At 49.9% G+C, this 16,300-nt stretch carries 4 tRNA genes and 8 rRNA genes; all 12 read right to left on the minus strand.

Annotated features, from left to right (window positions below):
* Position 1: 1 nt before the first annotated feature.
* The 12 genes from Q7657_RS07095 to Q7657_RS07150 all read right to left on the minus strand — a co-directional run bounded on the left by Q7657_RS07095 (position 2) and on the right by Q7657_RS07150 (position 15,871).
* Positions 2-2,887 (minus strand): 23S ribosomal RNA (locus Q7657_RS07095).
* A 259-nt stretch (positions 2,888-3,146) separates the two neighbouring features.
* Positions 3,147-3,222, minus strand: a tRNA-Ala gene (locus tag Q7657_RS07100).
* Between the two features lie 45 nt (positions 3,223-3,267).
* Positions 3,268-3,344: transfer RNA gene (locus tag Q7657_RS07105), tRNA-Ile, on the minus strand.
* A 73-nt stretch (positions 3,345-3,417) separates the two neighbouring features.
* Positions 3,418-4,966: ribosomal RNA gene (locus Q7657_RS07110) — 16S ribosomal RNA — on the minus strand.
* A gap of 390 nt (positions 4,967-5,356) precedes the next feature.
* Positions 5,357-5,472, minus strand: a 5S ribosomal RNA gene (gene rrf / locus Q7657_RS07115).
* 85 nt (positions 5,473-5,557) lie between these two features.
* Positions 5,558-8,438 (minus strand): 23S ribosomal RNA (locus tag Q7657_RS07120).
* A gap of 260 nt (positions 8,439-8,698) precedes the next feature.
* Positions 8,699-8,774: transfer RNA gene (locus tag Q7657_RS07125), tRNA-Ala, on the minus strand.
* A 45-nt stretch (positions 8,775-8,819) separates the two neighbouring features.
* Positions 8,820-8,896, minus strand: a tRNA-Ile gene (locus Q7657_RS07130).
* A gap of 73 nt (positions 8,897-8,969) precedes the next feature.
* A 16S ribosomal RNA gene (locus tag Q7657_RS07135) occupies positions 8,970-10,518 on the minus strand.
* 392 nt (positions 10,519-10,910) lie between these two features.
* Positions 10,911-11,026 (minus strand): 5S ribosomal RNA (gene rrf / locus Q7657_RS07140).
* 86 nt (positions 11,027-11,112) lie between these two features.
* A 23S ribosomal RNA gene (locus Q7657_RS07145) occupies positions 11,113-14,003 on the minus strand.
* A gap of 316 nt (positions 14,004-14,319) precedes the next feature.
* Positions 14,320-15,871: ribosomal RNA gene (locus Q7657_RS07150) — 16S ribosomal RNA — on the minus strand.
* The 16S, 23S and 5S rRNA genes sit together here with 4 tRNA genes alongside, the layout of an rRNA operon.
* Positions 15,872-16,300: the final 429 nt, after the last annotated feature.

Consider the following 16,300-nt stretch of genomic DNA (forward strand, 5'->3'; position numbering starts at 1 on the left):
TATGGTTAAGCCTCACGGGCAATTAGTATCGGTTAGCTCAATGCCTCACAGCACTTACACACCCGACCTATCAACGTTGTAGTCTTCAACAACCCTTTAGAGACCTTAAAGGTCTAGGGATGACTCATCTTGAGGCTCGCTTCCCGCTTAGATGCTTTCAGCGGTTATCGATTCCGAACTTAGCTACCGGGCAATGCGTCTGGCGACACAACCCAAACACCAGCGGTTCGTCCACTCCGGTCCTCTCGTACTAGGAGCAGCCCCTCTCAATCATCCAACGCCCACGGCAGATAGGGACCGAACTGTCTCACGACGTTCTAAACCCAGCTCGCGTACCACTTTAAATGGCGAACAGCCATACCCTTGGGACCGACTTCAGCCCCAGGATGTGATGAGCCGACATCGAGGTGCCAAACACCGCCGTCGATATGAACTCTTGGGCGGTATCAGCCTGTTATCCCCGGAGTACCTTTTATCCGTTGAGCGATGGCCCTTCCATTCAGAACCACCGGATCACTATGACCTGCTTTTCGCACCTGCTCGACTTGTCAGTCTCGCAGTCAAGCGGGCTTATGCCATTGCACTAACCTCACGATGTCCGACCGTGATTAGCCCACCTTCGTGCTCCTCCGTTACTCTTTGGGAGGAGACCGCCCCAGTCAAACTACCCACCAGGCACTGTCCGTAACCCCGATAAGGGGTCGACGTTAGAACATCAAGCATACAAGGGTGGTATTTCAAGGACGACTCCATAACCGCTAGCGCGATTATTTCACAGTCTCCCACCTATCCTACACATGTAGGGTCAATGTTCAGTGCCAAGCTATAGTAAAGGTTCACGGGGTCTTTCCGTCTAGCCGCGGGGACGCAGCATCTTCACTGCGATTTCAATTTCACTGAGTCTCGGGTGGAGACAGCGTGGCCATCATTACGCCATTCGTGCAGGTCGGAACTTACCCGACAAGGAATTTCGCTACCTTAGGACCGTTATAGTTACGGCCGCCGTTTACCGGGGCTTCGATCAAGAGCTTCGACCGAAGTCTAACCCCATCAATTAACCTTCCGGCACCGGGCAGGCGTCACACCGTATACGTCATCTTTCGATTTTGCACAGTGCTGTGTTTTTAATAAACAGTTGCAGCCACCTGGTATCTGCGACTCCCGGCAGCTTAGAGAGCAAGTCTCATCACCGCTAGGAGCGTACCTTCTCCCGAAGTTACGGTACCATTTTGCCTAGTTCCTTCACCCGAGTTCTCTCAAGCGCCTTGGTATTCTCTACCTGATCACCTGTGTCGGTTTGGGGTACGATTCCTTATAATCTGAAGCTTAGAAGCTTTTCCCGGAAGCATGGCATCAATGACTTCACTGCCGTAGCAGCTCGACATCGTATCTCAGCCTTAAGATGGTCCGGATTTGCCTAAACCATCAGCCTACATACTTGGACCTGGACAACCGTCGCCAGGCTCACCTAGCCTTCTCCGTCCCTCCATCGCAATTATAAGAAGTACGGGAATATTAACCCGTTTCCCATCGACTACGCCTTTCGGCCTCGCCTTAGGGGTCGACTTACCCTGCCCCGATTAACGTTGGACAGGAACCCTTGATCTTCCGGCGAGGGAGTTTTTCACTCCCTTTATCGTTACTCATGTCAGCATTCGCACTTCTGATACCTCCAGCGAGCTTTACAACTCACCTTCAACGGCTTACAGAACGCTCCCCTACCCAATATGCGAAGTACATTGCCGCAGCTTCGGTGTATAGCTTAGCCCCGTTAAATCTTCCGCGCAGGCCGACTCGACCAGTGAGCTATTACGCTTTCTTTAAATGATGGCTGCTTCTAAGCCAACATCCTGGCTGTCTGAGCCTTCCCACATCGTTTCCCACTTAGCTATAACTTTGGGACCTTAGCTGGCGGTCTGGGTTGTTTCTCTTCACGACGGACGTTAGCACCCGCCGTGTGTCTCCCGGATAGTACTTACTGGTATTCGGAGTTTGCAAAGGGTTGGTAAGTCGGGATGACCCCCTAGCCTTAACAGTGCTCTACCCCCAGTAGTATTCGTCCGAGGCGCTACCTAAATAGCTTTCGGGGAGAACCAGCTATCTCCGAGTTTGATTGGCCTTTCACCCCTAGCCACAAGTCATCCGCTAATTTTTCAACATTAGTCGGTTCGGTCCTCCAGTAAGTGTTACCTCACCTTCAACCTGCCCATGGCTAGATCACTCGGTTTCGGGTCTAATCCTAGCAACTATGACGCCCAGTTAAGACTCGGTTTCCTACGGCTCCCCTAAACGGTTAACCTTGCTACTAAAATTAAGTCGCTGACCCATTATACAAAGGTACGCAGTCACCCAACAAGTGGGCTCCTACTGCTTGTACGTACACGGTTTCAGGTTCTATTTCACTCCCCTCACAGGGGTTCTTTTCGCCTTTCCCTCACGGTACTGGTTCACTATCGGTCAGTCAGGAGTATTTAGCCTTGGAGGATGGTCCCCCCATATTCAGACAAGATAACACGTGTCCCGTCCTACTCGTTTTCACTGATAAGATGTTGTCGGTTACGGGGCTATCACCCTGTATCGCGGAACTTTCCAGAACCTTCACCTAACATCAAACTAGCTTAAGGGCTAATCCGGTTTCGCTCGCCGCTACTGCCGGAATCTCGGTTGATTTCTCTTCCTCGGGGTACTTAGATGTTTCAGTTCCCCGGTTCGCCTCGTGCTGCTATGTATTCACAACACGATACTTACTTATGTAAGTGGGTTTCCCCATTCGGAAATCCCAGAGTCACCGGTTTTTACTACCTCATCTGGGCTTATCGCAAGTTAATACGTCCTTCATCGCCTCTGACTGCCAAGGCATCCACCGTGTACGCTTAGTCACTTAACCATACAACCCCAAGAGGTTTCGTATGTTCAAACAACCAAGGTTTGTGTCCTTGATAAGAGGACATTGGTTTTTCGCCGGACTCGATACAAGACACTTGAATGTGTATTGTTTTGAGAACTCGTTTTCATCTTTCGATGAAAACTATAAATCAATCTATTCGATTGAATTTACTAGTCAGCTTTCCAGATTGTTAAAGAGCATTGTGTTTATCGTTAGATAACCACTTTTTAAAGACACTCAAGAGAATGCATTTAAAGAGTGGTGGAGCTATGCGGGATCGAACCGCAGACCTCCTGCGTGCAAGGCAGGCGCTCTCCCAGCTGAGCTATAACCCCAACGATATAAAAGACTAAAAACCGCCACTTTCATCTAAGAGAAAGTGGTGGGTCTGAGTGGACTTGAACCACCGACCTCACCCTTATCAGGGGTGCGCTCTAACCACCTGAGCTACAGACCCAAGTCTTTTTGCGTTCTTTACTATTAACCAAGCAATCTGTGTGGACACTGCATTCAACAGTTAAGTCTTTAGGTAAGGAGGTGATCCAGCCCCAGGTTCCCCTAGGGCTACCTTGTTACGACTTCACCCCAGTCATGAACCACACCGTGGTAAACGCCCTCCCGAAGGTTAAGCTATCTACTTCTGGTGCAGCCCACTCCCATGGTGTGACGGGCGGTGTGTACAAGGCCCGGGAACGTATTCACCGTGACATTCTGATTCACGATTACTAGCGATTCCGACTTCATGGAGTCGAGTTGCAGACTCCAATCCGGACTACGACGTACTTTATGGGATTCGCTCACTCTCGCGAGTTGGCAACCCTCTGTATACGCCATTGTAGCACGTGTGTAGCCCTACTCGTAAGGGCCATGATGACTTGACGTCGTCCCCACCTTCCTCCGGTTTATCACCGGCAGTCTCCTGGAGTTCCCACCCGAAGTGCTGGCAAACAAGGATAAGGGTTGCGCTCGTTGCGGGACTTAACCCAACATTTCACAACACGAGCTGACGACAGCCATGCAGCACCTGTCTCAGAGTTCCCGAAGGCACCAAAGCATCTCTGCTAAGTTCTCTGGATGTCAAGAGTAGGTAAGGTTCTTCGCGTTGCATCGAATTAAACCACATGCTCCACCGCTTGTGCGGGCCCCCGTCAATTCATTTGAGTTTTAATCTTGCGACCGTACTCCCCAGGCGGTCTACTTAACGCGTTAGCTCCGAAAGCCACGGCTCAAGGCCACAACCTCCAAGTAGACATCGTTTACGGCGTGGACTACCAGGGTATCTAATCCTGTTTGCTCCCCACGCTTTCGCATCTGAGCGTCAGTCTTTGTCCAGGGGCCGCCTTCGCCACCGGTATTCCTTCAGATCTCTACGCATTTCACCGCTACACCTGAAATTCTACCACCCTCTACAAGACTCTAGTCTGCCAGTTCAAAATGCTGTTCCGAGGTTGAGCCCCGGGCTTTCACATCTTGCTTAACAGACCGCCTGCATGCGCTTTACGCCCAGTAATTCCGATTAACGCTCGCACCCTCCGTATTACCGCGGCTGCTGGCACGGAGTTAGCCGGTGCTTCTTCTGTAGGTAACGTCAAACAATGCCGCTATTAACGACACTGCCTTCCTCCCTACTGAAAGTACTTTACAACCCGAAGGCCTTCTTCATACACGCGGCATGGCTGCATCAGGGTTTCCCCATTGTGCAATATTCCCCACTGCTGCCTCCCGTAGGAGTCTGGACCGTGTCTCAGTTCCAGTGTGGCTGATCATCCTCTCAGACCAGCTAGGGATCGTTGCCTTGGTGAGCCATTACCTCACCAACAAGCTAATCCCACCTGGGCTAATCCTGACGCGAGAGGCCCGAAGGTCCCCCTCTTTGCTCCGAAGAGATTATGCGGTATTAGCTATCGTTTCCAATAGTTATCCCCCACATCAGGGCATATTCCCAGGCATTACTCACCCGTCCGCCGCTCGCCGCCCTTAACGTTCCCCGAAGGTTCAGTTAAGTCGCTGCCGCTCGACTTGCATGTGTTAGGCCTGCCGCCAGCGTTCAATCTGAGCCATGATCAAACTCTTCAATTAAAGTTTTGGTGGCCGCTCTTGTAAAAAGGCGACCGGCTCAATGAATACTGTTAATTCATCATAAATGATGAATGAATTGACTGTGCTGATACCGAAGTATCAAATTGGTCACTAGTATCATTGATAAATCTTTTGACTAATCATTCAACGAGTGCCCACACAGATTGCATGGTCAAATTGTTAAAGAACGTTGACTTTCAATGCCTTAGTGCTTTGCGCTTCAGCAAGTCAGGTGGCGTATAATACGCTTATCTGATATTCAGTCAAGACAAAATTCTCATCTTTTTAATCAGTTGGTTAAAAAGTGAAAACCTTCTTTGACCTCGCTCACATTCCAATCAGTGAGAGCGAATAAAAGCCCGTTCATCAGAACGGGCTTTCTAATTTTAAGCCTGGCGATGTCCTACTCTCACATGGGGAGGCCCCACACTACCATCGGCGCTATTACGTTTCACTACTGAGTTCGGCATGGGATCAGGTGGGTCCATAATGCTATGGTCGCCAAGCAAATTCGGTACAATCTTGAAAAGCTGATTCTCAAACACACGTTCAAGTGTTCTTGGAGTCCGTATAAAACCCCTTGGGTGTTGTATGGTTAAGCCTCACGGGCAATTAGTATCGGTTAGCTCAATGCCTCACAGCACTTACACACCCGACCTATCAACGTTGTAGTCTTCAACAACCCTTTAGAGACCTTAAAGGTCTAGGGATGACTCATCTTGAGGCTCGCTTCCCGCTTAGATGCTTTCAGCGGTTATCGATTCCGAACTTAGCTACCGGGCAATGCGTCTGGCGACACAACCCGAACACCAGCGGTTCGTCCACTCCGGTCCTCTCGTACTAGGAGCAGCCCCTCTCAATCATCCAACGCCCACGGCAGATAGGGACCGAACTGTCTCACGACGTTCTAAACCCAGCTCGCGTACCACTTTAAATGGCGAACAGCCATACCCTTGGGACCGACTTCAGCCCCAGGATGTGATGAGCCGACATCGAGGTGCCAAACACCGCCGTCGATATGAACTCTTGGGCGGTATCAGCCTGTTATCCCCGGAGTACCTTTTATCCGTTGAGCGATGGCCCTTCCATTCAGAACCACCGGATCACTATGACCTGCTTTTCGCACCTGCTCGAATTGTCATTCTCGCAGTCAAGCGGGCTTATGCCATTGCACTAACCTCACGATGTCCGACCGTGATTAGCCCACCTTCGTGCTCCTCCGTTACTCTTTGGGAGGAGACCGCCCCAGTCAAACTACCCACCAGGCACTGTCCGTAACCCCGATAAGGGGTCGACGTTAGAACATCAAGCATACAAGGGTGGTATTTCAAGGACGACTCCATAACCGCTAGCGCGATTATTTCACAGTCTCCCACCTATCCTACACATGTAGGGTCAATGTTCAGTGCCAAGCTATAGTAAAGGTTCACGGGGTCTTTCCGTCTAGCCGCGGGGACGCAGCATCTTCACTGCGATTTCAATTTCACTGAGTCTCGGGTGGAGACAGCGTGGCCATCATTACGCCATTCGTGCAGGTCGGAACTTACCCGACAAGGAATTTCGCTACCTTAGGACCGTTATAGTTACGGCCGCCGTTTACCGGGGCTTCGATCAAGAGCTTCGACCGAAGTCTAACCCCATCAATTAACCTTCCGGCACCGGGCAGGCGTCACACCGTATACGTCATCTTTCGATTTTGCACAGTGCTGTGTTTTTAATAAACAGTTGCAGCCACCTGGTATCTGCGACTCCCGGCAGCTTAGAGAGCAAGTCTCATCACCGCTAGGAGCGTACCTTCTCCCGAAGTTACGGTACCATTTTGCCTAGTTCCTTCACCCGAGTTCTCTCAAGCGCCTTGGTATTCTCTACCTGATCACCTGTGTCGGTTTGGGGTACGATTCCTTATAATCTGAAGCTTAGAAGCTTTTCCCGGAAGCATGGCATCAATGACTTCATCACCGTAGTGACTCGACATCGTATCTCAGCCTTAAGATGGTCCGGATTTGCCTAAACCATCAGCCTACATACTTAGACCTGGACAACCGTCGCCAGGCTCACCTAGCCTTCTCCGTCCCTCCATCGCAATTATAAGAAGTACGGGAATATTAACCCGTTTCCCATCGACTACGCCTTTCGGCCTCGCCTTAGGGGTCGACTTACCCTGCCCCGATTAACGTTGGACAGGAACCCTTGATCTTCCGGCGAGGGAGTTTTTCACTCCCTTTATCGTTACTCATGTCAGCATTCGCACTTCTGATACCTCCAGCGAGCTTTACAACTCACCTTCAACGGCTTACAGAACGCTCCCCTACCCAATATGCGAAGTACATTGCCGCAGCTTCGGTGTATAGCTTAGCCCCGTTAAATCTTCCGCGCAGGCCGACTCGACCAGTGAGCTATTACGCTTTCTTTAAATGATGGCTGCTTCTAAGCCAACATCCTGGCTGTCTGAGCCTTCCCACATCGTTTCCCACTTAGCTATAACTTTGGGACCTTAGCTGGCGGTCTGGGTTGTTTCTCTTCACGACGGACGTTAGCACCCGCCGTGTGTCTCCCGGATAGTACTTACTGGTATTCGGAGTTTGCAAGGGTTGGTAAGTCGGGATGACCCCCTAGCCTTAACAGTGCTCTACCCCCAGTAGTATTCGTCCGAGGCGCTACCTAAATAGCTTTCGGGGAGAACCAGCTATCTCCGAGTTTGATTGGCCTTTCACCCCTAGCCACAAGTCATCCGCTAATTTTTCAACATTAGTCGGTTCGGTCCTCCAGTAAGTGTTACCTCACCTTCAACCTGCCCATGGCTAGATCACTCGGTTTCGGGTCTAATCCTAGCAACTATGACGCCCAGTTAAGACTCGGTTTCCCTACGGCTCCCCTAAACGGTTAACCTTGCTACTAAAATTAAGTCGCTGACCCATTATACAAAGGTACGCAGTCACCCAACAAGTGGGCTCCTACTGCTTGTACGTACACGGTTTCAGGTTCTATTTCACTCCCCTCACAGGGGTTCTTTTCGCCTTTCCCTCACGGTACTGGTTCACTATCGGTCAGTCAGGAGTATTTAGCCTTGGAGGATGGTCCCCCATATTCAGACAAGATAACACGTGTCCCGTCCTACTCGTTTTCACTGATAAGATGTTGTCGGTTACGGGGCTATCACCCTGTATCGCGGAACTTTCCAGAACCTTCACCTAACATCAAACTAGCTTAGGGCTAATCCGGTTTCGCTCGCCGCTACTGCCGGAATCTCGGTTGATTTCTCTTCCTCGGGGTACTTAGATGTTTCAGTTCCCCGGTTCGCCTCGTGCTGCTATGTATTCACAACACGATACTTACTTATGTAAGTGGGTTTCATTCGGAAATCCCAGAGTCACCGGTTTTTACTACCTCATCTGGGCTTATCGCAAGTTAATACGTCCTTCATCGCCTCTGACTGCCAAGGCATCCACCGTGTACGCTTAGTCACTTAACCATACAACCCCAAGAGGTTTCAGCATGTTCAAACAACCAAGGTTTGTGTCCTTGATAAGAGGACATTGGTTTTTCGCCGGACTCGATACAAGACACTTGAATGTGTATTGTTTTGAGAACTTGTTTTCATCTTTCGATGAAAACTATAAATCAATCTATTCGATTGAATTTACTAGTCAGCTTTCCAGATTGTTAAAGAGCATTGTGTTTATCGTTAGATAACCACTTTTTAAAGACACTCAAGAGAATGCATTTAAAGAGTGGTGGAGCTATGCGGGATCGAACCGCAGACCTCCTGCGTGCAAGGCAGGCGCTCTCCCAGCTGAGCTATAACCCCAACGATATAAAAGACTAAAAACCGCCACTTTCATCTAAGAGAAAGTGGTGGGTCTGAGTGGACTTGAACCACCGACCTCACCCTTATCAGGGGTGCGCTCTAACCACCTGAGCTACAGACCCAAGTCTTTTTGCGTTCTTTACTATTAACCAAGCAATCTGTGTGGACACTGCATTCAACAGTTAAGTCTTTAGGTAAGGAGGTGATCCAGCCCCAGGTTCCCCTAGGGCTACCTTGTTACGACTTCACCCCAGTCATGAACCACACCGTGGTAAACGCCCTCCCGAAGGTTAAGCTATCTACTTCTGGTGCAGCCCACTCCCATGGTGTGACGGGCGGTGTGTACAAGGCCCGGGAACGTATTCACCGTGACATTCTGATTCACGATTACTAGCGATTCCGACTTCATGGAGTCGAGTTGCAGACTCCAATCCGGACTACGACGTACTTTATGGGATTCGCTCACTCTCGCGAGTTGGCAACCCTCTGTATACGCCATTGTAGCACGTGTGTAGCCCTACTCGTAAGGGCCATGATGACTTGACGTCGTCCCCACCTTCCTCCGGTTTATCACCGGCAGTCTCCTGGAGTTCCCACCCGAAGTGCTGGCAAACAAGGATAAGGGTTGCGCTCGTTGCGGGACTTAACCCAACATTTCACAACACGAGCTGACGACAGCCATGCAGCACCTGTCTCAGAGTTCCCGAAGGCACCAAAGCATCTCTGCTAAGTTCTCTGGATGTCAAGAGTAGGTAAGGTTCTTCGCGTTGCATCGAATTAAACCACATGCTCCACCGCTTGTGCGGGCCCCCGTCAATTCATTTGAGTTTTAATCTTGCGACCGTACTCCCCAGGCGGTCTACTTAACGCGTTAGCTCCGAAAGCCACGGCTCAAGGCCACAACCTCCAAGTAGACATCGTTTACGGCGTGGACTACCAGGGTATCTAATCCTGTTTGCTCCCCACGCTTTCGCATCTGAGCGTCAGTCTTTGTCCAGGGGCCGCCTTCGCCACCGGTATTCCTTCAGATCTCTACGCATTTCACCGCTACACCTGAAATTCTACCCCCCTCTACAAGACTCTAGTCTGCCAGTTCAAAATGCTGTTCCGAGGTTGAGCCCCGGGCTTTCACATCTTGCTTAACAGACCGCCTGCATGCGCTTTACGCCCAGTAATTCCGATTAACGCTCGCACCCTCCGTATTACCGCGGCTGCTGGCACGGAGTTAGCCGGTGCTTCTTCTGTAGGTAACGTCAAACAATGCCGCTATTAACGACACTGCCTTCCTCCCTACTGAAAGTACTTTACAACCCGAAGGCCTTCTTCATACACGCGGCATGGCTGCATCAGGGTTTCCCCCATTGTGCAATATTCCCCACTGCTGCCTCCCGTAGGAGTCTGGACCGTGTCTCAGTTCCAGTGTGGCTGATCATCCTCTCAGACCAGCTAGGGATCGTTGCCTTGGTGAGCCATTACCTCACCAACAAGCTAATCCCACCTGGGCTAATCCTGACGCGAGAGGCCCGAAGGTCCCCTCTTTGCTCCGAAGAGATTATGCGGTATTAGCTATCGTTTCCAATAGTTATCCCCCACATCAGGGCATATTCCCAGGCATTACTCACCCGTCCGCCGCTCGCCGCCCTTAACGTTCCCCGAAGGTTCAGTTAAGTCGCTGCCGCTCGACTTGCATGTGTTAGGCCTGCCGCCAGCGTTCAATCTGAGCCATGATCAAACTCTTCAATTAAAGTTTTGTTGGCCGCTCTTGTAAAAAGGCGACCGGCTCAATGAATACTGTTAATTCATCATAAAATGATGAATGAATTGACTGTGCTGATACTTACGTATCAATTGGTCACTAGTATTATTGATAAATCTTTTTGACTAATCATTCAACGAGTGCCCACACAGATTGCATGGTCAAATTGTTAAAGAACGTTGACTTTCAATGCCTTAGCACTTTGTGCTTCAGTAAGTCAGGTGGCGTATAATACGCTTTTCTGATATTCAGTCAAGACAAAATTCTCATCTTTTTAATTGGTTGGTTAAAAAGTGAAAACCTTCTTTTGACCTCGCTCACATTCCAATCAGTGAGAGCGAATAAAAGCCCGTTCTGATGAACGGGCTCTCAAAATTTGAGCCTGGCGATGTCCTACTCTCACATGGGGAGGCCCCACACTACCATCGGCGCTATTACGTTTCACTACTGAGTTCGGCATGGGATCAGGTGGGTCCATAACGCTATGGTCGCCAAGCAAATTCGTTACAATCTTAGAAAGCTGATTCTCAAACACACGTTCAAGTGTTCTTGGAGTCCGTATTAAAACCCCTTGGGTGTTGTATGGTTAAGCCTCACGGGCAATTAGTATCGGTTAGCTCAATGCCTCACAGCACTTACACACCCGACCTATCAACGTTGTAGTCTTCAACAACCCTTTAGAGACCTTAAAGGTCTAGGGATGACTCATCTTGAGGCTCGCTTCCCGCTTAGATGCTTTCAGCGGTTATCGATTCCGAACTTAGCTACCGGGCAATGCGTCTGGCGACACAACCCGAACACCAGCGGTTCGTCCACTCCGGTCCTCTCGTACTAGGAGCAGCCCCTCTCAATCATCCAACGCCCACGGCAGATAGGGACCGAACTGTCTCACGACGTTCTAAACCCAGCTCGCGTACCACTTTAAATGGCGAACAGCCATACCCTTGGGACCGACTTCAGCCCCAGGATGTGATGAGCCGACATCGAGGTGCCAAACACCGCCGTCGATATGAACTCTTGGGCGGTATCAGCCTGTTATCCCCGGAGTACCTTTTATCCGTTGAGCGATGGCCCTTCCATTCAGAACCACCGGATCACTATGACCTGCTTTCGCACCTGCTCGACTTGTCAGTCTCGCAGTCAAGCGGGCTTATGCCATTGCACTAACCTCACGATGTCCGACCGTGATTAGCCCACCTTCGTGCTCCTCCGTTACTCTTTGGGAGGAGACCGCCCCAGTCAAACTACCCACCAGGCACTGTCCGTAACCCCGATAAGGGGTCGACGTTAGAACATCAAGCATACAAGGGTGGTATTTCAAGGACGACTCCATAACCGCTAGCGCGATTATTTCACAGTCTCCCACCTATCCTACACATGTAGGGTCAATGTTCAGTGCCAAGCTATAGTAAAGGTTCACGGGGTCTTTCCGTCTAGCCGCGGGGACGCAGCATCTTCACTGCGATTTCAATTTCACTGAGTCTCGGGTGGAGACAGCGTGGCCATCATTACGCCATTCGTGCAGGTCGGAACTTACCCGACAAGGAATTTCGCTACCTTAGGACCGTTATAGTTACGGCCGCCGTTTACCGGGGCTTCGATCAAGAGCTTCGCGTTACCGCTAACCCCATCAATTAACCTTCCGGCACCGGGCAGGCGTCACACCGTATACGTCATCTTTCGATTTTGCACAGTGCTGTGTTTTTAATAAACAGTTGCAGCCACCTGGTATCTGCGACTCCCGGCAGCTTAGAGAGCAAGTCTCATCACCGCTAGGAGCGTACCTTCTCCCGAAGTTACGGTACCATTTTGCCTAGTTCCTTCACCCGAGTTCTCTCAAGCGCCTTGGTATTCTCTACCTGATCACCTGTGTCGGTTTGGGGTACGATTCCTTATAATCTGAAGCTTAGAAGCTTTTCCCGGAAGCATGGCATCAATGACTTCACTGCCGTAGCAGCTCGACATCGTATCTCAGCCTTAAGATGGTCCGGATTTGCCTAAACCATCAGCCTACATACTTGGACCTGGACAACCGTCGCCAGGCTCACCTAGCCTTCTCCGTCCCTCCATCGCAATTATAAGAAGTACGGGAATATTAACCCGTTTCCCATCGACTACGCCTTTCGGCCTCGCCTTAGGGGTCGACTTACCCTGCCCCGATTAACGTTGGACAGGAACCCTTGATCTTCCGGCGAGGGAGTTTTTCACTCCCTTTATCGTTACTCATGTCAGCATTCGCACTTCTGATACCTCCAGCGAGCTTTACAACTCACCTTCAACGGCTTACAGAACGCTCCCCTACCCAATGAAGTAAACTTCATTGCCGCAGCTTCGGTGTATAGCTTAGCCCCGTTAAATCTTCCGCGCAGGCCGACTCGACCAGTGAGCTATTACGCTTTCTTTAAATGATGGCTGCTTCTAAGCCAACATCCTGGCTGTCTGAGCCTTCCCACATCGTTTCCCACTTAGCTATAACTTTGGGACCTTAGCTGGCGGTCTGGGTTGTTTCCCTCTTCACGACGGACGTTAGCACCCGCCGTGTGTCTCCCGGATAGTACTTACTGGTATTCGGAGTTTGCAAAGGGTTGGTAAGTCGGGATGACCCCCTAGCCTTAACAGTGCTCTACCCCCAGTAGTATTCGTCCGAGGCGCTACCTAAATAGCTTTCGGGGAGAACCAGCTATCTCCGAGTTTGATTGGCCTTTCACCCCTAGCCACAAGTCATCCGCTAATTTTTCAACATTAGTCGGTTCGGTCCTCCAGTAAGTGTTACCTCACCTTCAACCTGCCCATGGCTAGATCACTCGGTTTCGGGTCTAATCCTAGCAACTATGACGCCCAGTTAAGACTCGGTTTCCCTACGGCTCCCCTAAACGGTTAACCTTGCTACTAAAATTAAGTCGCTGACCCATTATACAAAAGGTACGCAGTCACCCAACAAGTGGGCTCCTACTGCTTGTACGTACACGGTTTCAGGTTCTATTTCACTCCCCTCACAGGGGTTCTTTTCGCCTTTCCCTCACGGTACTGGTTCACTATCGGTCAGTCAGGAGTATTTAGCCTTGGAGGATGGTCCCCCCATATTCAGACAAGATAACACGTGTCCCGTCCTACTCGTTTTCACTGATAAGATGTTGTCGGTTACGGGGCTATCACCCTGTATCGCGGAACTTTCCAGAACCTTCACCTAACATCAAACTAGCTTAAGGGCTAATCCGGTTTCGCTCGCCGCTACTGCCGGAATCTCGGTTGATTTCTCTTCCTCGGGGTACTTAGATGTTTCAGTTCCCCCGGTTCGCCTCGTGCTGCTATGTATTCACAACACGATACTTACTTATGTAAGTGGGTTTCCCCATTCGGAAATCCCAGAGTCACCGGTTTTTACTACCTCATCTGGGCTTATCGCAAGTTAATACGTCCTTCATCGCCTCTGACTGCCAAGGCATCCACCGTGTACGCTTAGTCACTTAACCATACAACCCCAAGAGGTTTCAGTATGTTCAAACAACCAAGGTTTGTGTCCTTGATAAGAGGACATTGGTTTTTCGCCGGACTCGATACAAGACACTTGAATGTGTATTGTTTTGAGAACTCGTTTTCATCTTTCGATGAAAACTATAAATCAATCTATTCGATTGAATTTACTAGTCAGCTTTCCAGATTGTTAAAGAGCATAACGCAAAAGCGTTAATCAATAACGGATGTTATTAATTAGCACTTTCGCTATTTTCTAAAACCATTTCACCAAGCAATCTGTGTGGACACTGCATTCAACAGTAAGTCTTTAGGTAAGGAGGTGATCCAGCCCCAGGTTCCCCTAGGGCTACCTTGTTACGACTTCACCCCAGTCATGAACCACACCGTGGTAAACGCCCTCCCGAAGGTTAAGCTATCTACTTCTGGTGCAGCCCACTCCCATGGTGTGACGGGCGGTGTGTACAAGGCCCGGGAACGTATTCACCGTGACATTCTGATTCACGATTACTAGCGATTCCGACTTCATGGAGTCGAGTTGCAGACTCCAATCCGGACTACGACGTACTTTATGGGATTCGCTCACTCTCGCGAGTTGGCAGCCCTCTGTATACGCCATTGTAGCACGTGTGTAGCCCTACTCGTAAGGGCCATGATGACTTGACGTCGTCCCCACCTTCCTCCGGTTTATCACCGGCAGTCTCCCTGGAGTTCCCACCCGAAGTGCTGGCAAACAAGGATAAGGGTTGCGCTCGTTGCGGGACTTAACCCAACATTTCACAACACGAGCTGACGACAGCCATGCAGCACCTGTCTCAGAGTTCCCGAAGGCACCAAAGCATCTCTGCTAAGTTCTCTGGATGTCAAGAGTAGGTAAGGTTCTTCGCGTTGCATCGAATTAAACCACATGCTCCACCGCTTGTGCGGGCCCCCGTCAATTCATTTGAGTTTTAATCTTGCGACCGTACTCCCCAGGCGGTCTACTTAACGCGTTAGCTCCGAAAGCCACGGCTCAAGGCCACAACCTCCAAGTAGACATCGTTTACGGCGTGGACTACCAGGGTATCTAATCCTGTTTGCTCCCCACGCTTTCGCATCTGAGCGTCAGTCTTTGTCCAGGGGGCCGCCTTCGCCACCGGTATTCCTTCAGATCTCTACGCATTTCACCGCTACACCTGAAATTCTACCCCCCTCTACAAGACTCTAGTCTGCCAGTTCAAAATGCTGTTCCGAGGTTGAGCCCCGGGCTTTCACATCTTGCTTAACAGACCGCCTGCATGCGCTTTACGCCCAGTAATTCCGATTAACGCTCGCACCCTCCGTATTACCGCGGCTGCTGGCACGGAGTTAGCCGGTGCTTCTTCTGTAGGTAACGTCAAACAATGCCGCTATTAACGACACTGCCTTCCTCCCTACTGAAAGTACTTTACAACCCGAAGGCCTTCTTCATACACGCGGCATGGCTGCATCAGGGTTTCCCCCATTGTGCAATATTCCCCACTGCTGCCTCCCGTAGGAGTCTGGACCGTGTCTCAGTTCCAGTGTGGCTGATCATCCTCTCAGACCAGCTAGGGATCGTTGCCTTGGTGAGCCATTACCTCACCAACAAGCTAATCCCACCTGGGCTAATCCTGACGCGAGAGGCCCGAAGGTCCCCCTCTTTGCTCCGAAGAGATTATGCGGTATTAGCTATCGTTTCCAATAGTTATCCCCCACATCAGGGCATATTCCCAGGCATTACTCACCCGTCCGCCGCTCGCCGCCCTTAACGTTCCCCGAAGGTTCAGTTAAGTCGCTGCCGCTCGACTTGCATGTGTTAGGCCTGCCGCCAGCGTTCAATCTGAGCCATGATCAAACTCTTCAATTAAAGTTTTGTTGGTCTTGTAAAAAGTCGACCGGCTCAATGAATACTGTTAATTCATCATAAATGATGAATGAATTGACTGTGCTGATACTTACGTATCAATTGGTCACTAGTATCATTGATAAATCTTTTTGACTAATCATTCAACGAGTGCCCACACAGATTGCATGGTCAAATTGTTAAAGAACATTTGGCACAACACATCGTGTTGGCTGAGGCTGCGTATAATACACCGCGCTCATTTCAAGTCAACAATAATTTTAAATTTATTTTTTAAAACTCTTATTGGACTTAGCTTAAAGCAACTTTTCTTATCTTTTTAAGATTAAGATGAATTTTTAGCTTTAAGACTGCAATTTATCAAACTCAAAAAACATCGTTCAGATATTTTCAAAGCCACTTTTCATTATAAACTGCTTAACTACAAGTTAT

Origin of the sequence: Candidatus Photobacterium acropomis (genome assembly GCF_030685555.1) — a bacterium.
GTDB classification, from domain to species: domain Bacteria; phylum Pseudomonadota; class Gammaproteobacteria; order Enterobacterales; family Vibrionaceae; genus Photobacterium; species Photobacterium lucens.